The 22,828-nt window shown below is 72.9% G+C and carries 22 protein-coding genes; 13 read left to right on the top strand and 9 right to left on the bottom strand.

The window, feature by feature from the left end; genetic code table 11:
* Positions 1 to 154 precede the first annotated feature (154 nt).
* From ABZS58_RS29780 to ABZS58_RS29755, 6 genes are all read left to right on the top strand, one after another.
* Positions 155 to 1,963, top strand: coding sequence for a BTAD domain-containing putative transcriptional regulator (locus tag ABZS58_RS29780; RefSeq protein ID WP_354786533.1), 1,809 nt, complete (start codon positions 155 to 157; stop codon positions 1,961 to 1,963).
* Between the two features lie 166 nt (positions 1,964 to 2,129).
* Positions 2,130 to 2,876: an NUDIX domain-containing protein gene (locus tag ABZS58_RS29775; RefSeq protein ID WP_354786532.1), complete on the top strand. Its 747-nt coding sequence runs from the start codon at positions 2,130 to 2,132 to the stop codon at positions 2,874 to 2,876.
* A complete protein-coding gene (locus tag ABZS58_RS29770) occupies positions 2,873 to 3,832 on the top strand; it encodes a serine/threonine protein kinase (protein ID WP_354786531.1) in 960 nt (319 codons plus the stop codon). The genes ABZS58_RS29775 and ABZS58_RS29770 overlap by 4 nt, the downstream gene beginning before the upstream one ends.
* Positions 3,833 to 3,846: 14 nt before the next feature.
* Positions 3,847 to 4,809: a hypothetical protein gene (locus tag ABZS58_RS29765; protein ID WP_354786530.1), complete on the top strand. Its 963-nt coding sequence runs from the start codon at positions 3,847 to 3,849 to the stop codon at positions 4,807 to 4,809.
* Positions 4,810 to 4,811: 2 nt separating this feature from the next.
* Entirely contained in the window at positions 4,812 to 6,029 is a 1,218-nt protein-coding gene (locus ABZS58_RS29760) for an adenylosuccinate synthetase (protein WP_354786529.1), read from the top strand.
* Positions 6,030 to 6,118: 89 nt separating this feature from the next.
* The gene (locus ABZS58_RS29755) at positions 6,119 to 6,517 is read left to right on the top strand and encodes a hypothetical protein (protein ID WP_354786528.1); all 399 of its coding nucleotides are present in this window, start codon (positions 6,119 to 6,121) and stop codon (positions 6,515 to 6,517) included.
* A gap of 43 nt (positions 6,518 to 6,560) precedes the next feature.
* Here ABZS58_RS29755 and ABZS58_RS29750 read toward each other — a convergent pair whose 3' ends face one another.
* A complete protein-coding gene (locus ABZS58_RS29750; protein WP_354786527.1) occupies positions 6,561 to 8,288 on the bottom strand; it encodes a DEAD/DEAH box helicase in 1,728 nt (575 codons plus the stop codon).
* 118 nt (positions 8,289 to 8,406) lie between these two features.
* Here ABZS58_RS29750 and ABZS58_RS29745 point away from each other — a divergent pair, with 118 nt between their 5' ends.
* Positions 8,407 to 8,817 carry a hypothetical protein gene (locus ABZS58_RS29745; protein ID WP_354786526.1) on the top strand — a complete coding sequence of 137 codons (411 nt, stop codon included), beginning with the start codon at positions 8,407 to 8,409 and terminating at the stop codon, positions 8,815 to 8,817.
* Here ABZS58_RS29745 and ABZS58_RS29740 read toward each other — a convergent pair.
* From ABZS58_RS29740 to ABZS58_RS29730, 3 genes are read right to left on the bottom strand one after another with little or no spacing between them, the layout of a single operon-like run.
* The gene (locus tag ABZS58_RS29740) at positions 8,804 to 9,343 is read right to left on the bottom strand and encodes an RNA 2'-phosphotransferase (RefSeq protein ID WP_354786525.1); all 540 of its coding nucleotides are present in this window, start codon (positions 9,341 to 9,343) and stop codon (positions 8,804 to 8,806) included. The genes ABZS58_RS29745 and ABZS58_RS29740 overlap by 14 nt on opposite strands.
* A complete protein-coding gene (locus tag ABZS58_RS29735; RefSeq protein ID WP_354786524.1) occupies positions 9,312 to 10,706 on the bottom strand; it encodes a bifunctional 3-(3-hydroxy-phenyl)propionate/3-hydroxycinnamic acid hydroxylase in 1,395 nt (464 codons plus the stop codon). Before ABZS58_RS29735 ends, ABZS58_RS29740 begins: the two co-directional genes overlap by 32 nt.
* A gap of 49 nt (positions 10,707 to 10,755) precedes the next feature.
* Positions 10,756 to 12,168, bottom strand: a complete 1,413-nt coding sequence (locus tag ABZS58_RS29730; protein ID WP_354786523.1) for a cellulase family glycosylhydrolase — start codon at positions 12,166 to 12,168, stop codon at positions 10,756 to 10,758.
* A 159-nt stretch (positions 12,169 to 12,327) separates the two neighbouring features.
* Between ABZS58_RS29730 and ABZS58_RS29725 the strand changes: the two genes are divergently transcribed.
* Positions 12,328 to 12,822 carry a DUF892 family protein gene (locus ABZS58_RS29725; protein WP_354786522.1) on the top strand — a complete coding sequence of 165 codons (495 nt, stop codon included), beginning with the start codon at positions 12,328 to 12,330 and terminating at the stop codon, positions 12,820 to 12,822.
* Positions 12,823 to 12,877: 55 nt separating this feature from the next.
* On the opposite strand, the gene ABZS58_RS29720 is transcribed toward ABZS58_RS29725, so the two are convergent.
* Both ABZS58_RS29720 and ABZS58_RS29715 read right to left on the bottom strand, forming a co-directional pair.
* On the bottom strand, positions 12,878 to 13,639 hold the full coding sequence (locus tag ABZS58_RS29720) for a serine protease (RefSeq protein ID WP_354786521.1): 762 nt from the start codon (positions 13,637 to 13,639) through the stop codon (positions 12,878 to 12,880).
* Between the two features lie 57 nt (positions 13,640 to 13,696).
* The gene (locus tag ABZS58_RS29715; protein ID WP_354786520.1) at positions 13,697 to 14,470 is read right to left on the bottom strand and encodes a putative protein N(5)-glutamine methyltransferase; all 774 of its coding nucleotides are present in this window, start codon (positions 14,468 to 14,470) and stop codon (positions 13,697 to 13,699) included.
* A 30-nt stretch (positions 14,471 to 14,500) separates the two neighbouring features.
* On the opposite strand from ABZS58_RS29715, the gene ABZS58_RS29710 reads away from it, so the two are divergent.
* On the top strand, positions 14,501 to 15,316 hold the full coding sequence (locus ABZS58_RS29710; RefSeq protein ID WP_354786519.1) for an alcohol dehydrogenase catalytic domain-containing protein: 816 nt from the start codon (positions 14,501 to 14,503) through the stop codon (positions 15,314 to 15,316).
* On the opposite strand, the gene ABZS58_RS29705 is transcribed toward ABZS58_RS29710, so the two are convergent.
* Together ABZS58_RS29705 and ABZS58_RS29700 are read right to left on the bottom strand one after the other, a co-directional pair.
* Entirely contained in the window at positions 15,307 to 16,524 is a 1,218-nt protein-coding gene (locus tag ABZS58_RS29705) for an MFS transporter (protein ID WP_354786518.1), read from the bottom strand. The genes ABZS58_RS29710 and ABZS58_RS29705 overlap by 10 nt on opposite strands.
* Complete coding sequence (locus ABZS58_RS29700; protein ID WP_354786517.1) at positions 16,521 to 17,867, bottom strand: aspartate aminotransferase family protein; 1,347 nt, start codon at positions 17,865 to 17,867, stop codon at positions 16,521 to 16,523. Before ABZS58_RS29700 ends, ABZS58_RS29705 begins: the two co-directional genes overlap by 4 nt.
* 78 nt (positions 17,868 to 17,945) lie before the next feature.
* Here ABZS58_RS29700 and ABZS58_RS29695 point away from each other — a divergent pair, with 78 nt between their 5' ends.
* Positions 17,946 to 18,560, top strand: coding sequence for a pyridoxamine 5'-phosphate oxidase family protein (locus tag ABZS58_RS29695; RefSeq protein ID WP_354786516.1), 615 nt, complete (start codon positions 17,946 to 17,948; stop codon positions 18,558 to 18,560).
* Between the two features lie 43 nt (positions 18,561 to 18,603).
* Here ABZS58_RS29695 and ABZS58_RS29690 read toward each other — a convergent pair whose 3' ends face one another.
* Positions 18,604 to 19,794 carry a hypothetical protein gene (locus tag ABZS58_RS29690; RefSeq protein ID WP_354786515.1) on the bottom strand — a complete coding sequence of 397 codons (1,191 nt, stop codon included), beginning with the start codon at positions 19,792 to 19,794 and terminating at the stop codon, positions 18,604 to 18,606.
* 99 nt (positions 19,795 to 19,893) lie between these two features.
* Here ABZS58_RS29690 and ABZS58_RS29685 point away from each other — a divergent pair, with 99 nt between their 5' ends.
* Genes ABZS58_RS29685 through ABZS58_RS29675 form a run of 3 tightly spaced genes read left to right on the top strand, consistent with a single transcriptional unit; the run spans position 19,894 to position 22,776 of the window.
* The gene (locus tag ABZS58_RS29685; RefSeq protein WP_354786514.1) at positions 19,894 to 20,850 is read left to right on the top strand and encodes a hypothetical protein; all 957 of its coding nucleotides are present in this window, start codon (positions 19,894 to 19,896) and stop codon (positions 20,848 to 20,850) included.
* A gap of 46 nt (positions 20,851 to 20,896) precedes the next feature.
* Complete coding sequence (locus ABZS58_RS29680) at positions 20,897 to 22,189, top strand: sensor domain-containing protein (protein WP_354786513.1); 1,293 nt, start codon at positions 20,897 to 20,899, stop codon at positions 22,187 to 22,189.
* Complete coding sequence (locus tag ABZS58_RS29675; RefSeq protein ID WP_354786512.1) at positions 22,141 to 22,776, top strand: response regulator transcription factor; 636 nt, start codon at positions 22,141 to 22,143, stop codon at positions 22,774 to 22,776. Before ABZS58_RS29680 ends, ABZS58_RS29675 begins: the two co-directional genes overlap by 49 nt.
* Positions 22,777 to 22,828: the final 52 nt, after the last annotated feature.

Here is a 22,828-nt window from a genome sequence, read left to right as displayed (position 1 = left end):
ACCGCCGGGTCGCCGCCGCAGGAGCGGGCCACGGCGAAACGGCCTCTCATGCCGCGCCCGAGGCTGCTGACGCCGGGGGCTCAGGGTGGTCGGGTGCTGGTGAGGGGAACCGCTCAAGGGCTGGCGGGGGCTGCCGATTGCGGCGGCTGTGGACGTGCGTGTGCTGGGGCAGATCGAGATCATCGACGGTGACGGCCGGCGGATGACGGGGGACGACCTGCCGCGGCGGGCCCGGCAGGTGCTGGGGGTCCTCGCGGCGCGGCACGACCGGGTCCAGTCGAAGGACGCGCTCGCCGACGCGGTCTGGGGAGCGGACCTTCCCGGGAACGCGACGGCGGCGCTGGAGCACTACGTGTCGGTGCTGCGCAGGGCGTTGCAGCCGGGGGTGCCGACGGCGCGGTCGTTCATCGTGACCAGGGCCGGTGGGTACGTGTTCGCAACCGACCGGGCCCGGCTCGACCTCGCCGAGCTGCGGGCGGCGGCCAAGATCGCTGAGCGGCGGCCCGGGCAGCTCGACGTGCGGGAGCGGATCGTCGAGCTGGCGCCGGAGCTGCCGTTCACCGAGGACGAGTACGCCGACTGGGCGGCACCCGCGCGGGCGGAGGTCAAGGCGGTCCTCGTCGCGGCGCTGCTCGATCTTGCCGAGCCGGCGGCCGCCGCGGACCCGGCCAGAGCGTTGCGGCTGGCCCGGGAGGCGACGGAGCTGGAGCCGTTCACCGAGCGCGGGTACCGGCTGGCCATGCTCGCCGGGGCAGGGCTGGGGCGGGCCGACGAGGTCGTGCGCTGGTTCGACCTGTGCCGGCGGGCGCTCGCCGACGATCTCGGCATCGCGCCTTCCGCCGACACCACGTCGCTGCGTGACCGTCTCCTGGGTGAGCTCCACACCGCCACCCCACCCGTCGCCGGCACCACCGAAGGCACGCCCGTGGAGCGGCGCGGCGGCGGCGACCGGCGCAGGGCGGACCGCCGCGCCGCGACCAGCCGCCCCGACACCGTCAACCACAACGCCACGCACACCACCGCTCAGAGGCTCACCGTGGTCAGGGAGCCGGCGGCGGAGGGCCACGAGCCGCGGGACGGGTTCGTCGGACGGGAGGCGGAGCTCGCGCTCCTCGCCGGAGGACCCGGGGTCGTCCACGTCGTCGGGCCGGCCGGGGCCGGGAAGTCGGCGGTCCTGGCCCGGCTGCGCGACGAGCAGCCGGCACGCGTCGGGCTGGGGCGGGGGCCAGGGCCGGGCGGCGCGCTGCGGCTGGGCTGGCTGCGCACGGTGCTGCACCAGCTGGGACAGCCGGACGACCGTGCGCTCGACGCGGCGATGGGCGAGCGGCGCACTCTGCGCCCCGCCGAGCTCGACATGATCGCCGCGGGGCTGGGCGGCTGTGTCATCGCGGTCGACGACGCCGAGCATCTCGACGCGGATTCCGTCAGTGAGCTGCGGTGGCTGCGGGAGCGCGGTCCCCGGGTGGTGGTGTCGTACCGCTACCCGTCGGCCATCGTGGACCGGCCCCTGCACGCGCTCGACGCGGACCTGGTGCTGCGGCTCGGCCCCCTCGGCGACGGCGACCTGCCGGTCGACGTGCTCGCCGCCAGCGGCGGGATCCCCGCACTCGTGTCGCCCGGCAGCGGGCAGGGTGAGCAGGTCGCCATGCACCTGGCACGACAGCGGACCCGGTGGATGCCACCCGCGGCGTGGGAGGTGCTGCGGCTGACCGCGGCGCTCGGCACGCTGCGGGTCGAGCAGCTCGCCGCGGCCGGCGGCCTCGAACTGGACGAGGTGCTCGGCGCCGTCGACCGGCTCGTGCACGCGCACCTGCTCGTCGAGGGGCCCGGTGGCAGCGTCCGGCACCGCAGCGACCTCGTCCGCTCAGCGGTCGCGGCCCAGATCTCCGCGGCCCACGGCCATCACCTCCGCGAGCGCCTCACCTCCACGAAGACCGCACAGCCGGACAAGAAGACCGCATAGCCGGACAAACAGCCGGACAGAAGGCCACGCGAGGCCGGCGCCGGAGGACCGAGCGCCGCCGGTACACCTGCCGCAAACGCGACACGAAAACGTCGTTGCGTCCCGTCGCGCCCCGTCGTATGTTGTTCTCAGATCGAGAAATACTCTAACTGAGAAGGACTCCACGGTGGACGACGCCGATTTCCTCGCCGGCTACGACCCGCGCGCCTACCCGCCGGTGGCGGTGACCGTGGACATCGTGGCGTTCACGATCCGCGACAGCGTGCTCAACGTGCTGCTCGTGCGCCGCGCCTGCCCGCCCAGCGAAGGCATGTGGGCGCTGCCCGGCGGGTTCGTCGGCCAGTGGGAGGACCTGCCGACCGCCGCCGCCCGGGAGCTCGCCGAGGAGACCGGCGTCGCCACCGCACACCGGCGGCTGCACCTGGAGCAGCTCGGCACTTACGGCACGCCCGACCGCGACCCCCGGATGCGGGTGTTCTCGGTCGCGTACGTGGCGTTCGCGCCGGACCTGCCCGACCCCGTCTCCGGCACCGACGCCCGCGAGGCGGCCTGGGTGCCGATGGACGAGCGTCCCGCCGAGCTCGCGTTCGACCACGGCACGATCGTCGCCGACGGTCTCGAACGAGCCAGGTCGAAGCTCGAATACACGCCCCTCGCGACGAAGTTCGTCGGCGAGGAGTTCACGATCGCCGAGCTGCGCGCGGTGTACGAGACGGTGTGGGGCGAGCCGCTGCACGCCGGCAACTTCCACCGCAAGGTGCTGTCGGTCCCCGGGTTCGTGGAGAGCACCAACACGACCACCGAACGCGGCGGCGCCCGGGGCGGGCCACGGGCCAAGCTCTACCGCGCCGGCGACGCCCGGCTGCTGCACCCCGCCCTGCTCATGCCCAGCCGAGAGGAGACGGTCCGATGACGGTCACGGCGACCACCACGGCCGAGGCGATCGAGCTGATCACCAACGGGGGCGGGGCGCTGTTCGACGGCGACGACCCGGCCGACACCTACCGCCGGCTCGCCCGCCTCACCCACCCGGACACCGCCGGGCCGCAGGGGGCGGCGGCGTTCGCCAGGCTCAGCGAGCTGTGGCACAACCGCGGCACGATCCGCAGCGCCGAGGGCGTCTACTCCACCGCGGCCCTCGCCTTCGAGGGTGACCTCGCCAATCTGTACGCCGTCCCCGAGGGCCACCTGAAGCTGGTGCGGGACCCGGCGTGCAACGACCTCATGGCTCGCGAGGCGACCGCGCTGCGGCAGCTCGCGGACCGGGGCGACCCGCGCTACCTGCCCTACGTGCCAAGGCTTGTGGACTCCTTCCGCCACCAGGAGGGGACAGCAAGACGACGAGGGAATGTCATTGCGACCTCCGCAAAAGGCTTGCACAGCCTCGCCGAGGTCGCGCGGCTCCGCCCGAACGGGCTCGATCCGCGCGACGCCGCGTGGATGTGGCGGCGGCTGCTCGCCGCGCTCGGCCTCGCGCACCGCGCCGGTGTCGTGCACGGCGCGATCGTCCCGGAGCACGTCCTGATCCAGCCCGACGACCACGGCGTCGTGCTCGTCGACTGGTGCTACAGCGTCAGCGAGCCCGGCGACCGGATCCCGGCGATCGTGCCGCACCGGCGCGACCACTACCCGGCCGAGGTCCTCGACCGCGAGACCCCCGGCCCGTACACCGACCTGGCCATGGCCGCCCGGGTCATGGCCGACCTGATGGGCGACCGCGCCCCGCAGGCGTTGCGGCGCTTCGCCGACGGCTGCCGGCTCAGCTCGCCGAGGCAACGCCCCGACGACGCCTGGAAGCTGCTCGGCGAGCTCGACGACCTGCTGCACCGCCTGTACGGCCCCCGCAAGTTCCGACCGTTCGTCCTCTAACAAGGGAGACCACCATGGGAAGTGGGATCTGGTCGACCGACGTCTACGACGCCGCAGACCGCTACCGTCGCGCCACCGGCGCCAGTGCGTTCGCCTACAGCGACTCCGGCGCCCGCACCGTCCACAGTGCACTCGACCCGAAGGGCGTCGGCAAGCGGGAGAGCCGCGACTCCGACGAGCACCCCGACTCGGTCGCCATCGCCGTCATGTTCGACGTGACCGGCTCGATGGGCTCGGTGCCCCGGGTGCTGCAGCAGAAGCTGCCGCAGCTGCTCGGCCTGCTGCTGCGCAAGGGATACGTGAAGGACCCGCAGATCCTGTTCGGCGCGATCGGCGACGCCACCTGCGACCGGGTGCCGCTGCAGGTCGGGCAGTTCGAGTCCGACAACCGGCTCGACGAGGACCTCGGCCGCTTCGTGCTCGAAGGTGGCGGCGGCGGGCAGATGACCGAGTCCTACGAGCTCGCCATGTACTTCATGGCCCGGCACACCGACATCGACTGCTGGACCAAACGCGGCAAGCGCGGGTACCTGTTCATCATCGGCGACGAGCAGGCCTACTCGCGGGTCAAGCCGAACGAGGTCCGCGACGTCATCGGCGACAACCTCGGTGAGCCGATCGGGCTGCGGGCCATCGTCGACGAGGTCCGCCGCATGTACGACACGTACTACATCCTGCCCGCCGGTTCGTCGTACGCCGGCAACACCACGATCCTCGACTTCTGGAAGGACCTGCTGGGCCAGAACGTCATCTCGCTGGACGACCTCGACGCGGTCTGCGAGACGATCGCGCTCACCGTCGGCCTCGGCGAGGACAGCATCGACCTGGACGAGGGTCTCGAGGACCTGCGCGAGGTCGGCTCGGCGGCGACCGCGACCGTCGGCAAGGCCCTGGCCCGCATCGGCGGCGGCCGCGCGCCCGTCGCGACCGGCACGGCGCCCACGATGACCGGCACCACCAGCGTGGAAAGGCTGTAACCATGGGGCACGTCATCGTGGTGGACCTCGGATACGGGGACTGCGGCAAGGGGACCGTCGTCGACCACCTCTGCGCCACGCGTGACGTGCACACGGTGGTGCGCTTCAACGGCGGCGCCCAGGCCGCGCACACCGTCGTGCTCGGCGACGGGCGCAAGCACACGTTCGCACAGTTCGGGTCGGGCACGTTCCGGCCCGGCGTGCGGACCCACCTGTCGCGGTTCATGGTCGTCGATCCCCTGTCGCTGGCCGCCGAGGCCGACCACCTGATCGGTCTCGGCGTCCACGACGTATGGCGGCGGCTCACCGTCGACCGCGCCGCGCTGCTGTCCACGCCCTATCACCGGGCGGCCAACCGGGCGGCCGAGCTGGCTCGCGGCGCCGACCGGCACGGCTCGTGCGGGATGGGCGTCGGCGCGACGATGGAGTACGCCCTGTCGCACGTGGACGATGCCCCGCGGGTCGGCGACTGCCTTTCGCCCACGGTCCTGCGCGCGAAGCTCACGCGGCTGCGCGCCACGCTCGACGTGGACGGCCCACCGGTGGACGCCTGCGTCGAGGCCTACGCGGCGTTCGCCGCGACGGTGTCCATCGTGGACGGTCTGCGGATCGAGGGGCCCTGCGTGTTCGAGGGCGCGCAGGGGGTGCTCCTGGACGAGTGGCACGGCTTCCACCCGTACACCACCTGGAGCACGACGACGTTCGCCAACGCGGAGACACTGCTGGCCGGTGAGCCCGCCTACCGGCTCGGCGTGCTGCGCACGTTCACCACCCGGCACGGCGCCGGCCCGCTGGTCACGGAGGACCCGTCGCTGCCCATCTCGGATCCCAACAACCCCGCGAACCCGTGGCAGGGCGCGTTCCGGGTCGGGCACTTCGACGCCGTCGCGCACCGCTACGCCCTCGACGTCTGCGGGGGCGTCGACGGGCTCGCCCTCACCCACCTCGACACCGCCGCGGACAATCCACGGTTGCGGATGTGCGTCGGGTACGACGGCGTGACCCCGACCCGCGGGGTCACCGGCGACCTCGACCGCCAGGAGCGCCTAGCGAAGTCGCTGCTCGGGAGCCGGCCGCGGCTGACCGACGTCGACAACTGGACCGCAGCGGTGCAGGAGCAGCTGTCGACGGCCGTGGTGCTCGAATCGTGGGGCCCGCGCTCGGAGGACAAGAAGTCCACCGATTCGGCGGCGGCGGGCCCCGTCCGGCTGACATGCTGAGGCCGGCACCTCAGTCGCACCACAGTTGAACCTCAGCCCACCGTGTGACGCTACGACCAGCACCGGTTGAGGCTTCGAGGGGACACGGCATGGGATTCGATCGCGGCGCGCTCAACGCGGTCCTGCTCGCCACCACGGCGGGCCTCGCGATCGGGGGCGTGATCGGGATCGTCTCCCCGACGTTCGCCGAGGCCGGCCCCGCGGACCCGCGTCCCCGCCCGCCCGCGACGGTCGTCACGGACGTGGACGTGCTCGCCGCCGACCACATGACCATCACGGTCCGCTTCAGCAACACGGGCACCGCCCCGCGCCACATCGCCGCGACGGACATCTCGGTGTCCGCCGGACCGGTCGTCCTGCGTCCTCGTGCGACCAGCGCCACGGACATCCGCCCCGGCGGCAGCGTCACGTCGACGTTCGACTTCGACACCCCGCCGCCTGGTGCCACCCTCACGCTGCACGTCCCCGGCGAGACCCTCCCCCTCTGACCCGGCACGGCGGGCGTCGAGGACCGGTGCCGGCCGGCGCCGGTCAGCCGCTGAAGCGTTCGCGGCGGACGACGGGGCGGCGGCCCTTGAGGGTGGTGCGGCGCAGGGTGTCGATGACCTCGTCGACGGCGCCCTCCGGGACCTCGACCAGGGCGAACCGGTCCGTGATCTCGATGGCGCCGATGTCGCGGCCGCTCAGGCTCGACTCGCCGGTGATCGCGCCGACGAGGTCCTGGGGGCGGATGCCCGCGGCGCGGCCCGCGCCGACGAAGAGCCTGGTCATGCCGCCTGCGGGGACGCGGCGGCCAGCCGCCTCGCGGCCCCGGCCACGGCCGTCGGCGTCCCGGACGGCGACCCGGCGGCCGGGACGGTCGGCCGGGCCCTGACCGACGCCCGGGCCGGTGGACTCGCGCGGCGCGCGGAGGGTGATCTCGGGGATCTCCTCCTGGTCGCCCTCGCCGATGCCGGCGGCGTCGTGCGCGATCTTGACGGCGGCGATCGCGATCTCCATCAGGTCGAACTCGTCGCTGAGGGTCTCCACGACGACGCGGAACTGCGACAGCGCGGCCTCGTCGGCGACGAGGAGCTCGTGCAGGGCGGCACGGGTCAGCTCCAGGCGGCGGGCGCGCAGGTCGGCGACCGTCGGGACCTTCTCGATGAGGATGCGCTGCTTGGTGACGCGCTCGATGGTCTTGAGCATGCGGTGCTCGCGGGGCTCGGCGAGGGTGATCGCGATGCCTTCGCGACCGGCGCGGCCGACCCGGCCGATGCGGTGCACGTAGGACTCGGGGGCCGACGGCACGTCGTAGTTGACGACGTGGGTGAGGTGCTCCACGTCGAGGCCGCGGGCGGCGACGTCGGTGGCGACGAGCAGGTCGGCGGTGCCGTTGCGGAGGCGGGCCATGACCCGGTCGCGCTGCTCCTGGCCCATGCCGCCGTGCAGGGCCTCGGCACGATACCCACGACCGTTGAGCGTCTCGGTGAGCTGGTCGACCTCGTCGCGGGTGCGGCAGAAGACGAGCGCCGCGCCGGGCGCCTCGACGTCGAGGATGCGGCCGAGAGCGGCGGACTTGTGGGCGCGGCTGACGATGTACGCCACCTGACGCACCAGCGGGGTCTCGCCGGCGGCGGTGGGCTCCCGCCCGATCTGGATGCGCACGGGGTTGTTGAGGTGGCTGCGGGCGAGCCCGTCGATGCGGGGCGGCATGGTGGCGGAGAACAGCACCGTCTGCCGGTCCTCGGGGGTCTCCTGCAGGATCGCCTCGATGTCCTCGGCGAAGCCCATGTCGAGCATCTCGTCGGCCTCGTCGAGGACGACGACGCGCAGGTCGTGCAGGCGCAGCGTGCCACGGCTGATGTGGTCCAGGGCCCGGCCGGGGGTGGCGACGACGACGTCGACCCCCTGCTCGAGGGCGCGCAGCTGCCGGCCGATCGGCTGGCCACCGTAGATCGGCACGACGCGGGTGCCGAGGTCCTTGCCGTAACGGTGGATCGCCTCCGACACCTGGACGGCCAGCTCACGGGTGGGCACGAGGATGAGCGCGGACGGGTTGTCGCCGCCGGGTGAGGGGATCGTCTGCAGCAGCGGCAGCGAGAACGCGGCGGTCTTGCCGGTGCCGGTCGCGGCCTGGCCGAGCAGGTCACGGCCGGCCAGCATCGGCGGGATCGCCTCGCGCTGGATCGGGGTGGGCTCCTCGTAGCCGAGGTTGGTCAACGCCTTGAGCAGCTCGTCCCGCAGGCCAAGTTCGGCGAAGCCGGTGTCTTCGGTCACGGCGGAGCTCCTCAATCGTGGCATTCGGGCATCTACTAGCATCCCAGGCCCGCTCCGCCGCTGCCGTGGCGGTGCGCCTGGATGTGACCTGGGACTAGCCGACTGGTACAACGAGCGGGTGACCGACGACGACTGGCAGCAGCAGCGGGCCCGCGCGGTCGCGCACCACGGAGCCGAGCTCGACCGGCGCCGCGCCGCGGAGGCGGAGCAGGCGACGGCCCTGATCGAGCAGTTCGTGGCCGACGCCCGGACGAGGAATGTGCCGGTCGAGCCGTTGCGTGCCCGTTCCTACAGCGGACGCTCCTACCGTACGCCCCTGCGCGGCTGGTACCTCAACAGTGACCGCAGCATAGCGGTGGGTGACGATGGCCGCTACTACTCCCTGCTGGTGCCGCCGAGCGCGGCGGGCTGGCTGACGGGTGTGACGCCGCAGCCGCAGCCGCCCAGGCTGATCGTCGGCGAGGGCGCGCGGGACGGCGAGTCGATCCCCTTGGCGAAGCTCCTGGAGCGACGACTCACAGCCGGATGAACGCGGGCGGCACCTCGTCGGTGAGCCACACCCCGTTGCCGGAGACGTAGAACACGTGCCCGGCGCGGGCCATCTCCCCCGCGAGGACGGTGAGGACGGCGACGGCGCCGCCGCGGCGGGTGCCGACCCGGCGGGCGGTCGCGGTGTCGGGCGACAGGTGCACGTGGTGGCGGCCGCCGCGGTTGAGCCCGGTCTCCCGGATCGACGGCAGCGCCGCGGCGCCGGTGCCGTGGAAGAGCACCTCCGGTGGCTCCCGCGGGGTGAGGCCGAGGTCGACCGGGACCGAGTGGCCCTGGCTGGCCCGGATGCGCTCGACCCCGTCGGGGCCGGCCAGCACCGCATACCGCTGCTTGTCGTTGCCGGCGACGACCTCGTCGAGGTCGGCCCGGGACACGCCCATGGCGGACAGGAACGCATCGACCGGGACCCAGCCGCCCGGGTCGAGGGTCAGGCCGACCCGCGCGGGGTCGTGCCGCAGCGCCTTCGACATCCGCTTACTGAGCTTGACGAGCTGCTGATGGTCCATCGCCGTCCCATTCTCCGCCACGCCGCAACCGGGTTACGACCCGATCGGGCCGGATCAGCAGCGCGCGCCGCCGCCCCATCCACCGCCGCAGCGCCCCGGACGGGTCGAAGGCGGGGGTCACCACGATCACCCGGGCGCCGCCGTGCTGGAACACGGCACCGGGCCGGCACAGCAGCGCCCAGCCGGGGCCGAGCGCCTCGTCCAGCGGCACCGTGCGCCCGTGATGGACCACGGACGGCTGCGGCACGAGCGGCCCGACGCCCCGCAGCGGCGGACTGGTGGAGCGCAGCGCGAGGCCCTTGAGCCCGGGCAGCCGCCAGATCGCGCCGAGCACGACCCGCCGCACCGCCGCCGCGCGGTCCTGCCCCCCGGTCATCGCCCAGCCGGCGACGACGGCGAGCCGGATCTGCGCCTTCACGTGCGGTCTGCGTTCGCGTTCGTACGAGTCGAGCAGCGCGACGTCGCCGGACGCCAGTTTCCAGGCCAGGTTGTAGGCGTCCCGCAGACCGGCGCCGAGACCCTGGCCGATGAAGGGCGGTGTCTGGTGGGCCGCGTCGCCGAGCAGGAACACCCTCCCCCGCCGCCACGTGGACGCGAGCCTGGCCTTGAACGTGTACTCGGCCTCCCGCACCACGGTGACGGACACGCCGGCGAGCCAGGGTGCGAGCAGCGCCGGCACGTCGACCGGGGGCTCGCCGTCGTGGAGGCGGAACTCCCACCGGTACCGACGCGACCCCAACTGCATGAAGGTCGCCGCGCGGCGCGGGTCGCACACCTGGTGCACGCCGCCCCACGCGTCGAGGTCACGGCCGGTGACGCCGTCGACGACCAGCCACCGCTCCTCGAACCCGAGATCCTCCAGGTCCGCCCCGATCAGCGAACGGACGGTGCTGTTGGCCCCGTCGCACCCGAGCACCGCCGACGCGGCGAGCACCGTCCCGTCGTGCAGGGTGACGGAGGTCGAGGTGACCCCGGTGACCGTGACCCCGCCGCGGAAGGAGATCAGCGGCAACGCCGCGACACGGGCGCGCAGCAGCCGCTCCAGATCGGGCTGGTCGAACATGTTGGCCTGCGGCCAGCCGTGCGGGCCGGGCGCGGGGTCGCGGCGGAACTCGGCCATGACCCGGTGCCGGCCGTCGAGCAGCCGCAGCCCGAGCCCGGGCCGGCTGACCTCGGCGAACGCGGCGGCGACCCCGAGCTCCTGGAGGATGCGCATGACCTCGTCGTCGACGTGGACGGCCCGCGGCAGCGGATACGGCGAACCGTAGCGGTCCAGCAGCACGCAGGGCACGCCGCGCTGGGCGAGCAGGATCGCGGAGGCGGCACCGACAGGTCCCGCCCCCACGATCACCACAGGGTCCACGCGGCGAGGTTACGTCAAGCCGCCGCCGCTGCGCTGCGGCCCGAGCCGCTCATGCGCAACGGGTTCCGTTGAGCGTGAACGCGGCCGGCGCGGTGTTCGTGCCGTTCCAGTTGGACAGGAACCCGAAGCTCACGGTGCCGCCAGCGGGGATGTTCGCCGTGTAGCTGACGCCGGTCGCCGTGACCGCGGCGCCGGCCTGGGTGTAGGTGGCGCCCCACGCCTGGGTGAGGACCTGGCCGTTCGCGTAGTTCCAGGCGAGCGTCCAGCCGTTGATCGCGCCGGTGCCGGTGTTCGTCACCTTCACCTCGCCCTGGAACCCGCCCGGCCACTGCCCGACGACGGCGTAGGCGACCTTGCACCCGCCGGTCGGCGGCTGGGAGGACGACCGTGACGGCGACGGGGACACCGAACGTGAGGGCGACGGGGAGACCGACCGCGACGGCGTCGGGGACGTCACTCCGCCGTAGACGGTCGCCTCCTTCGACGTGGCCTTGATGCCGTTGGCGCCGTTGAAGATGCGCTCACCCCAGCTGGTGAGCTGGGCCGGGTTGAACGCGGTCGCCATGTCGAGGTATTCGACGCCGCCGCCGTTGCCGCTCCACGACCAGCCGAGGTAGCCGATCCTCAGCGACTGGGCGGTCGCCATGATGGTGTCCTCGTCGGGGTTGCCGTCGGAGTGGTTGAAGCCGAACTCGCCGACGACGATCGGCAGCTTCGCGGTGACGAACCTGTTCAGGTAGTCGTTGACCTCCGCGGCGGTGTCGAACACGCCGTACATGTGGATCGAGAACACGGTGTTCTTGATCGGGTCGGCGGCGAACACCCCGGCCGCGTTGTCGCGCATGGTGAACGACCAGTCCTGCCCCCAGTTGGGCGCGTCGACCATGATGGTGTGCTCGAAGCCGTTGCTGCGCAGGCGCTTGATCGCGTTGCTCGTGTCGGTGGCCCAGTTGGCGACGGTGGCGGCGTTGTTGCCGAAGGGCTCGTTGCCGATGTTCACGATGATGTACTTCTCCTGGCCCTGCAGCGCGCTCTTGACGCTGAGCCAGTAGTCGACGGCCTTGTCGAGGGTGACGGCGCCGCTCTGCTCGCCGTAGCCGGTGGTGTCGTGCGCCTCCAGGACGCAGATGAGCCGGTTGGCCTTGCACAGCGACACGACGTTGGCGACGTCGGCGGTGTCGTTCTTCGTCCAGCGGTCGCCGGTGGCGAGCACGACCCGGACGCTGTTCGCGCCGAGCGCCTTCACGTTGGCGAACGTGGCAGTCTGCGTCGGGTACCAGGTGTGCGCGTGGCTGACGCCGCGCATGACGAACTCGGCGCCGTTGGCGTCGTACAGGCGGCCGTTGCTGACGGTGAAGCCGGTCGCCGCCGACGCCGGTTGCACGGCGACGAGCACCGACACCACGACCGCCAGCGCGACCGCCAGTACTGGGGCCGCCGCGAGGGTGATCCGCGTCCTCATGATGGGTTGCCTCCTAGGGGTTGGCGGCAACATATGAAGCGCTTCAGTAACCGTCAACGATGTCATGGCCGCGCCGCAGGTCGCGCCTCGAAACGGTGTGAAAGTTGCAGCGCCGGGTAGCTGCGCCCCCGTCCGGAACCTCCAGGCAGGAGAAACCCCATGACCATCGACAACCCGTCGGACCTGTTCCTCTACGAGCTGTCCGGCATGTACGACGCCGAGCGCAAGAGCAACCACCTCGTCGGTGAGATCCTCGGCAAGGCCGAGCACAGCCCGCTCGCCCAGATCCTGCGCGCCCAGCAGCAGCAGGGGCAGCAGAAGATCCAGAACATCGAGACGTGCTTCGCGATGATGGAGATGGAGCCGGCCGAGGTGCCGTGCTCGACGCTCGACGGGATGCGCGCGGAGTTCCAGGCGTTCGTCGGGCAGCGGCCGTCCGCGGAGGCGATGGAGATCTACGCGGTGGACGCGGAGACGAAGCTCGCCCACTTCGGCATCGCCGGCTACCGCGGACTGATCGACAAGGCGCTGCTCATGGGCGAGATGCAGTGCGCGCAGATCCTGCAGACCAACCTGGTGCAGAAGCAGGAGAACGCGGGCACGTTCGAGCGGATCAGCCACGAGCTCGGCCAGCGCGTGGCGATGCAGGTGTGACCGTTCGCGCTGCCGGCCGGAGGGGGCCCCGACATCGGGCCCCCTCCGGTGTCTCTCAACCCCCGAGGCTGGCCGCCGCCGAGGCGATGGCCGAGGCGAAGGTGCTCACCTGGGAGTAGACGCCGGGGTAGTTCGGGCGGGCGCAGCCGTTGCCCCAGCTGACGATGCCGACCTGGATCCAGGCGTTGGAGGCGTTGCGGCGGAACATCGGGCCGCCCGAGTCACCCTGGCAGGTGTCGGTGCCGCCGGCCGCGTACCCGGCGCAGATCTCGTCGCCCGGGATCAGGTCGGGGTACGAGTTGTCGCAGGTCGAGTCCGGCACGAACGGCACGGTCGCCTTGAGCAGGTACCGCTGCTGCGCGCCACCCTCACGCGCCGCGCCCCACCCGGCGATGGTGAAGGTGCCGGTGTCGTACGTGGTGTTCGTCGCGATCGGCAGCGTGGCGATGCCGCTCACGGGCGAGGCGAGCCGGATCAGCGCCCAATCCTTGCCGTTGCCGTTGTACCCGGGAGCCCGGTACACGTAGTTCGACTTCACCTGGATCCGGCCGGTCGTCGACTGGAGGTCGACCACGCCGAGCGTCGCGGTGATGCCGGTGTTCGTGCCGGTCCCGCCGACGCAGTGGGCGGCGGTGAGGACCAGCCGCGGGCTGTACAGCGCGCCGCCGCAGCCCATCGAGAGCCGCACCATGAACGGGAACTCGCCCTGCGCCGCTCGGGTGCCGCCGACGACGTCCTGCTGGGCGTGTGCCACGCCCGGCAGGACGCCGAGGGCGGCGATGACGGCGGTCAGGACCGCCAGAACCCTTCTTACCATCCGGAGCCTCCCCAACGAGTTGGATGATGGGGAGGATGATATCCATCGATTCGACGCCTATGGATATATCGTCCGGCTCATACTGCCGACCACGATGCTGGTCTCCGTCTCGGCGTCGGTGACGGTGCGGGGCGTCAGCCCGGCGTCGCGCAGGACCTCGTGCGCGGCGTCCAGCTGGGCGTCGCCGGCCTCGGTCAGCAGCCGCCCTTCACCCGTCAGCCAGCGCGGCGCACGCACGGCGACCCGCCGCAGCACGTCGAGGCCGTCGTCGCCACCGTCGAGCGCCGCCCGCCGCTCGTGCACCCGGAACTCCTCGGGGAGGAACGCGATCTCACCGGTCGGCACGTAGGGCACGTTCGCCAGGATCACGTCGACCCGCCCCAGCAGGTCGTGCGGCAGCGCGTCGAACAGGTCGCCCTCGTACACCTCCGCCGCATGCAGGTTATGCCGCGCGCAGGCGACCGCGACGGGGTCGATGTCGGCCGCGACGAGCCGGACGTCCTCCTTGCCGCGCACCGCGGTCGCGCCGACGGCGCCGGTGCCGCAGCACAGGTCGAGCACCGTCTGTCCACTGTGGATCATCTCGCGGGCGGTGACGGCGAGGAGCTCCGTCCGGTGGCGCGGGATGAAGACCCCGTCGGCGATGCTGAACCGGACGCCCGCGAACGACGCCCACCCGACGAGGTACTCCACGGGATGCCCCCGCACCCGCCGCTCGACGAGCGTGTCCAGGGCGGCCCCGTCGCCGGCGGCGGCCTCGGCGAGCAGCGCCGCCTCGTCCTCGGCGAACACGCAACCCGCGGCGCGCAGTCGCTCGATCACAGTGAGCACGCCGCACTGTAGCCGTTGCTACGCTGACGTGTGCGCGCGGTTGTGCTGTCCGGCCCGGAGCCGGTCGAGAATCTGCGGGTCGTCGAGGTCCCGACCCCGTCGCCGCCACCCGGCTGGGTGCGGATCCGGGTGAAGGCGTTCGGGCTGAACCGGTCCGAGCTGCACACCCGCCTCGGCTACGCCTCCGGGGTCACCTTCCCGCGCGTCCCGGGCATCGAGGCGACCGGGGTCGTGGACGACCCGGGCACCTCGTCGTTGCGGGCCGGGCAGCAGGTGGCGACGATGATGGGCGGGATGGGCCGCACCTTCGACGGCGGCAGTTCTGGCACCGGCGGCGGTGGTTCCGGCACCAGAGGCGGTTCGGGCACAGGGAGCGGTTCGGGCACAGGGAGCGGTTCTGGCGCGGCGGGCGGGTCCGGCACTTCGGGCAACCCCGGGGCGACCAGCGGATCGGGCACCGGCACCGGCACCACGGTGGCAGCGGGCGCCGCAGTGCCCGGGCTCGTGACCGTCGGCACCGCGGTGTCCGTCGGCACCGGCACGAACACCGGAACGAACAATGGCACGGGCGGCCGTTCCGGGTCCGGCCTCGACACCTCCGCCGGGCTTGCCGCCCCGGCCGGAGGCCAGACCGGGGGTGGGGGCAGCGGTGGCGGTGGCGGTACCGACGCCGCAGCCGGAAACGCAGCGGCGCACGACGCGACCGTGGACGTCGCCGCCGATGTGCGCGCCGAGGCGGGGAGGCTGCCCGTGACCGGCGCGCCCCTGGGCCTGATGACGATGATCGCGGTGCTGGTGACGGCGGCCGGGGTCGTGCTCGCCAGGCGCCGCCGCCGTCAGTCCTGAGCCGCCCTGCGGGCCCTGGCGAGGAACGGCAGGGCGCACGCGGACAGCGCTGACGACACGAGGAACGAGGCCGGGTAGCCCCACACGTCGGCGACCCGGCCGAGCGCCGGCTGGGTGACGACGCCGCCGGTCGAGGCCATGAGTGAGTCGAAGGACAGGATCGTGGCGCGCTGCCGGGAGGGGATGAGACCGTTGACGTACGCCTGCCGCAGCGGCATCCCGGCCGAGCCCAGCAGCGCCCACACCACGATGAGCGTGAGCGCCGCCCAGAACTGCCCGGCGAGCCCGAGCCCGGCGAGCGCGACGACGCCGGCCGCTTCCAGGGCGAGGTAGGCGGTGAGCCGGTGCGGGAACAGCCGCCCGATCCGTTCGGCGAGCAGGCCGCCGGTGATCTGCGCGCCGGCGACCGCGGCGGCCGCGATCCCGGCGATCCCGTAGGCGGTGTCGTCGCGGTACAGGTCGAGCAGGTGCGGTTGCAGCGCGTAGAACACGTAGACGCCGACGCCGCCGGTGAAGGGGGCGGCGAGCATGAGGAGCCTGACCTGCCGGACCCGCCAGCCGTACTCGACGGAGTCCGCGGCGATCCGGCGCATCCGCCGCACGGGCGGCAGGCTCCGGTCCGGGGTGAACCCCAGGTCCCGCATGAGGACGGCGGCGACGGCGAACATCAGCGCGTAGACGCCCGCGCGGACGAGGAACGGCACCCCGAGGTTCGTCAGCTGGGCGAGGTACCCGCCGGCGACGGACCCGGCGAGCATGGCGACGCCGCCGACGACCTGCCCGCGGGCGAACACCGCATCGAGGGGCCCGGTGTCGCCGGTCGCGGCGAGGGCGTCGACGAGCCACGCCTCGACCGCGCCGGAGAAGAACGTGAAGCCGAGACCGAGCAGCAGCGACACGACCGCCCACGGCAGGAACGGCGCGTGCAGCCGCCACAGCCATACGTACAGGCCGGTGGCGGCGGCGAGCGTCACGGTCCCGAGCAGGAACGACGCCCGCCGCCCCCACAGGTCGGCGACGATGCCGGTCGGCACCTCGAACAGGACCATCCCGGCGGTGAAGCAGGCGTTCGCCGCGAACGCCGCCAGGTTGGACAGGCCCGCGTCGAGCAGGAAGATCGTGTTGATGCCCCAGATGAGCGACCCGGCGAGGGTGTTGCCCGCGGTGAGCAGGTAGTAGGTGTTCCTGACGGCCTTCGCGGGGCTCACGCCACGTGCGCGTCGGCCGCGTCGAGGGCGTCGTCGATCGCGTCGATGCCCTGCAGCAGCTCCTCCTCGGTGATGATCAGCGGCGGGACGACGTGCAGCCGGTTGAAGTGCGTGAAGGGCCAGACACCGCGGGCCTTGCAGGCGGCGACGACGTCGGCCATCGGCTTCGCGGCGGCGCCGGACGCGTTGTAGGGCACCAGCATCTCGCGGGTGTCGCGGTCGCGGACCAGCTCGATCGCCCAGAACAGGCCGAGGCCGCGGACCTCGCCGACCGACGGGTGCCGGTCGCGCAGCTTCTCCAGGCGCGGGCCGACGACCCGCTCACCGAGGTCCTTGACCCGCTCGGGGATCCGCTCGTCGCGCATCACCTCGATGGTGGCGACGGCGGCGGCGCAGGCGAGGGGATGGCCGGAGTACGTGAGTCCGCCGGGGAACGGGCGCTCGGCGAACGTGTCATACACCTTCTCGCCGAGGATGACCCCGCCGAGCGGCACGTAGCCGGAGTTGACGCCCTTCGCGAACGTGATCAGGTCCGGCACCACGCCCCAGTGGTCGGCGGCGAACCATTCCCCGCACCGGCCGAACCCGCTCATCACCTCGTCGCAGATGAGCAGCGCGCCGTGCCGGTCGCACAGCTCGCGGACCCCGGCGAGGTATCCGGGCGGCGGCACCAGGATGCCGTTGGTCCCGACGACCGACTCCAGGATCACGGCGGCGATCGTGTTCGGCCCCTCGAACGTGAACACCTCCTCGAGGTGCGCCAACGCCCGCTGGGTCTCCTGCTCGGCGCTGTCCGCGTGGAAGGAGGAGCGGTAGGGGTACGGGCCGAAGAAGCGCACGACGCCCGGCATCGCGGGCTCGTTGGCCCAGCGGCGCGGGTCGCCGGTCAGCGTGATCGATCCGGTGGTGGCGCCGTGGTAGGACCGGTAGGCGGCCAGGATCTTGTGCCGGCCGGTCGTCAGCCGGGCCATCTTCACCGCGTGCTCGTTGGCCTCGGTGCCGCCGTTGGTGAAGAACACGTGTGACAGGTCGCCGGGCGCCACCTCCGCGATGAGCCGCGCCGCCTCGCTGCGGGTCGGGTTGGCGAAGCTCGGCGCGATCGTGCACAGCAGCGCCGCCTGCTCCTGGATCGCGGCGACGACCCGGGGATGCTGATGCCCCAGGTTGAGGTTCACCAGCTGCGAGGAGAAGTCGAGATACCGCGTGCCGGCGGCGTCCCAGAAGGTGCTGCCGAGGCCGCCGGTGACGACGACCGGGTCCAGCGCCCGCTGCGCCGACCAGGAGTGGAAGACGTGCGCGCGGTCGTCACGGTAGGCGTCCGCTTCGGAGGTGTGTCCGGTCATGAGCCGACGCTAATCGCACACGTCCGGCCGTACAATATCTTCACTGTTACAGCTTGTTACGCGCCATATGCTGGGATCATGCGGATCACGTCGATCGCCGAGCTGGAAGCCCTGGTCGGGCCGCCGATGCCCAGGGCGGTGACCAAGGAACGCGCCGCGCTCGTGCGGACCGACCGCGACTGGCTGGCGCTGTCCCCCTTCGTCCTCGTCGCCACCGCCGACGCCGAGGGCAACTGCGACGTCTCGCCCAAGGGCGATCCGCCCGGCTTCACGCACGTCATCGACGATCGTACGATCGCGATCCCCGAACGACCGGGCAACCGCCGCGTCGACGGCTTCCGCAACATCCTCGCCAACCCGCACGTCGGCCTGATCTTCCTCATCCCCGGCCGCCGCGAGACCCTGCGCGTCAACGGCCGCGCCCGCCTGCTGACCGACGCCCCCTGGTTCTCCACCATGGTCGTCGAGGGCCACCGGCCGCTGCTCGCCCTCGTCGTCGACATCGACACCATCTTCTTGCACTGCCAGAAGTCGCTGATGCGCTCGCAGCTGTGGAAACCCTCGACCTGGACCCCTGACGCCCTGCCCTCCCACGCCAGACTCGTGAAGACCGTCCACGGCGCGACGGAATCGGTCGAGGACCTCGAGGCGTACTACGCCGAGGACAGCTACGGCCGCCGCCTCTACACCTGAAACATTTCCTCCGCGTGCGGACGCTCGGCGTCGGACCACCGCGTCAGGTGGTGGCGTCGCGCATGGCCTCGGTGAAGGCGGCTTCGGCGTTGGCGTGCTGCTCGCTCTGGGGGCCGTTGCGCAGCTCCATGACGGTGCCGTCGTGGAAGGTGAGGGTCCAGCGGAAGCGGAGCTTCGTGGTCCGCTCGGCGGCGGCGATCTCCTCGAACGGGATGAAGCGGCTGCCCGGGGTCGCGGCGAGCTGCCGGGCGTCGCCCTCGGCGAGCCAGCGGCGCATGCGGTAGCGGGCCATCCCCGTCTTGTACCGCGGCATCCCCGGCATCAGCAGCAGGCCGTGGCTGAGGATGAGCACGTCGGCGCGGGACCCGTCGACGACGGCCGTGGTGATGTCGGCCAGGATGCCGGCGTGCTCGGTGCCGACGCGCCGGCGGACGTGGCGGGCGGTGGTGACGTCGACACCGCGGGCGTGCAGCTGCCGGCGGGCGGTGGGCAGGGTCGCGGGGTCGCAGGCGAGGTCGGCGGCCGTGGACAGGTCGAGCCGGGCGCCGAACAGGTCGAGGAGGCGGGTGGGGCCGGTCCAGGAGTGCTGCCAGCGGGCGACGCCCGAGCGGACCGCGGCCAGGCGGAGCAGGGTCTCCAGCGGCGCCGCGAAGCGGGTGCGGGCCTCGCGGCGGGTCGCGTCGGGGAAGAGCGGGCCGGCGAGCTCGTCGAGGTGGCCGGCGGCGATGAGGTCCAGCACGGCGCCGGCGTCCGGCACGGGGTGGCCGACGGCGCGGCTGAAGGAGCGCAGCATCGCGTCGGACTGTTCCTGCAGGTCGGCGGTACTGGTGGCGGCGAGGAACTCGTCCCACGGCAGGACGACCGCGCCGCCGGTCTGCATGGCCCGGGCCTGCAGGGCGCGGCCGGCGGCGCCGAGGTCGGTGACGAGCCCGGCCGCCGGTGTCCGGTCGATGAGGTCCGACGACTCGGGCGCGGCCATGATGGCGTCGACCCGGGCGGACAGCGGCGGGTGCGGGCCGGCGGCGTCGTCGCGCAGCGCCTTCCACGTGCCGTAGCCGACCGCCCACACTGTGCCGATGAAGACGGCGACGCCGATCTTCGTGCCGATGAAGCCGGTGGTGATGCTCGCCACCCAGACGGCGAGGGCGAGGCCCGCGGCGAACTGCGCGAGCGCGAGGACGTAGAAGCCCGCGAGCATGACGAGCGACAGGAAGGCGCGCCCCGCGACGGCCATCGGCGGTCCTTCCCTGTGTCACCGCGGCGATAGCGTCCGCGGCGAACGGGACCCTATAGTTCGCAGGCGATCGACCGCAACGGGGGAAGGAACGTTTCGATGTGGCCATTCCGGCGAAGAGCCGCGACGAGGGTCGAGCGGCTGGAGCTCGACCCCGCGCAGGGCGACCCCGAGGCGACGCGGCTCATCGCGGCGGCGAAGCGGGGCGACTGGCAGGCGGCCGCGGAGACGTTGCGTGACGTCGAGCACCCAGACGTGCGGTACTTCTACTGCCGGACTCTCGGCGAGCACGCCGGCGACGGCGCCTGGATCGACGAGTGGATCAGCGCCGATCCGAGGACGGCCACTCCGCTCACGGTGAAGGGTCTGTATGCGATCGACCGGGCGTGGCAGGCGCGCGGCAACGGCCGGGCCGTCACGGTCAGCGAGGACGCGTTCAAGGTGTTCTTCCAGCGGTTGAAGGTCGCCGAGGACTGCCTCGACGACGCGACCGGCCTCGACGGCGACGACGCCACGCCGTGGGTCGGCCTCGTCACGCTCGGCCGGGCCCGGCAGGTCGGGCTGGACGAGACCCGGCGGCGGTTCGACGAGGCGGTCCGCCGGTATCCGTGGCACCGCGACGCCCACTCGCACATGCTGCAGGCGCTGTGCCGCAAGTGGAGCGGCTCGCACGAGCTGATGCACGACTTCGCCGAGGAGGCCGCCGCCGGGGCGCCGGCCGGGGCGCCGCTCGGGGTCCTCGTCGCCGACGCGCACATCGAGCACTGGCTGGACCTGCCCGAGGGCGAGGACGGCGAGTACATGCGCAGCCCCGAGGTCGGCGAGCGGCTGCGGCTGGCCGCGGACCGGTCCGTGCGGCACAACCGCTACGAGCGGCGTCCCGGCTGGGCGGCCGCCGACAACGCGTTCGCGATGGCGTTCACGCTCAACGGGGACCGGCCGGCCGCCGCGGAACGCTTCGACGTGCTCGGCGACCGGGTGACCCGCTGGCCGTGGTCCTACCTGGCGACCCCCGACGTCGCGTTCACCAGAGCCCGGCAGACCACCCGACAGTAGGGTTAAGCCCACTGACCCCGGCCCTCGCCGCCGCGAGAATGGCAGCATGAGGGTGAAGGCGTTCGTGCGCACCGGCGTCCTGGCGATCGGCCGGGTGGCCCTGCTGGGGCTGCTGTCGCCGCCGGTCAAGCTCGCCCTGCTCGTGCTGTCCGTGGTGTCGCTGGCGCTGACCGTGATCGGGTTGGGGCTGGTCGTGGCGCCGCTCGTCGCGATGCTCGTCCGGACGTATGCGGACCTGCACCGGCGGGCCGCGCGCGCCTGGTCGTGGGTCGACATCCCCAGCCCGTACCGGCCGCTGCCGGACGGCGCGCTGATCGGGACGCCGCGGCGGTGGCTGTGGCTGGTCCGCGACCCGGCGACGTGGCGTGACCTGCTGTGGCTGCTCACCGGCGCGCCCGTCGGGCTGCTCCTCGGCGTCGCCGGGCCGGTGCTGCTCGCGTACGGCCTGGAGGGGTTCCTCGCGATCCCCGTCATCATCGACGCCGCCACCGGCTGGTACGGCTACGGCGTCACCTGGCCGATCTCCGACGCCCTCGACATGCTCAGCGTCCCGCCGCAGGGTGCCCTGGTCACCGCCGGTGCCCTGTACGCCGGGCCGTGGCTGCTGTGGGGCCTGGCGCACTTCGACCGGCTGCTGCTCGGCCCGACCCGCGGCGCCGCCCTCGCCCGGCGCGTCGACCGGCTCACCGAGACCCGGACGCAGGTCGTCGACGCGCAGGCCGCGGAGCTGCGCCGGATCGAGCGGGACCTGCACGACGGCGCGCAGGCACGGATCGTGTCCCTCGCGATGAGCCTCGGCATGGCCGAGGACCTCGTCGCCCGTGACCCCGCCGCCGCGCAGGCGCTCATCGCGGAGGCGCGGGAGGCGAGCTCGCTCGCGCTCGCCGAGCTGCGGCACCTGGTCCGCGGCATCCACCCGCCGGTCCTCGCCGAGCGCGGCCTCGACGGCGGCATCCGCGCGCTCGCGCTGACGCTGCCGATCCCGGTGCGGGTGGACGCCGACCTCGACGGGCGGCGGCCCGACGCGCCGGTCGAGTCCGCGGCGTACTTCGCGGTCGCCGAGGCCCTGGCGAACGTGGCGAAGCACGCGCACGCATCGACGGCCTGGGTATCGTTGACGCATCTCGGGGACGCGCTCTACATCACCGTCGGCGACGACGGCACCGGCGGCGCCGCACCGGGCGGTGGCTCCGGGCTGGCCGGTGTCGCGCGCCGCCTGGGAGCGTTCGACGGCAGCCTGCACGTCGACAGTCCCGCGGGCGGTCCCACCGTGCTGACCATGGAGCTGCCGTGCGCGTTGTCATCGCCGAGGACCTCGCCCTCCTCCGCGACGGGCTGATCCGCCTCCTCACCTCCTACGGCTTCACGGTCGTCGCGGCCGTCGAGACCGGCGAGGCGCTGCAGGCCGCCCTGGTGGAGCACCGGCCGGACGTGGCGGTCGTCGACGTGCGGCTGCCGCCCACCTTCACCGACGAGGGACTGCGGGCCGCGATCGCCGCGAGAGCCGCGGTGCCCGGCCTGCCGGTGCTGGTCCTCTCGCAGCACGTGGAGCAGTTGTACGCCCGTGAGCTGCTCTCCGATCGCCGCGGCGGCGTCGGGTATCTGCTGAAGGACCGGGTCGCGACGGTCGGCGAGTTCGTCGACGCGGTCCGCCGGGTCGCCGGCGGCGGCACCGCCATGGACCCGGAGGTCGTCTCCCAGCTCCTCGCCCGCAGCACCCCGACGGCGGCGCTCACCCCGCGCGAGCGGGAGACCCTCGGGCTGATGGCGGAGGGCCGGTCCAACGCGGCGATCGCCGCCCGGCTGTTCGTCACCGACAAGGCCGTCGGCAAGCACATCAACAACATCTTCGCCAAGCTCGGCCTGCCCCAGTCGGAGGACGACAACCGCCGGGTCCTCGCGGTCCTCGCGTACCTGAACGCATAGCGGTTCCCTCCGTGGCGGCACCCCCGTGCGTCTGTCCCTGTGGAGGGGGGAC

The organism is Dactylosporangium sp. NPDC005555, assembly GCF_040605635.1.
Lineage (GTDB): Bacteria > Actinomycetota > Actinomycetes > Mycobacteriales > Micromonosporaceae > Dactylosporangium.
Note: the sequence above shows the minus strand (reverse complement) of the source record. Positions and strands in the feature narration are given on the sequence as shown.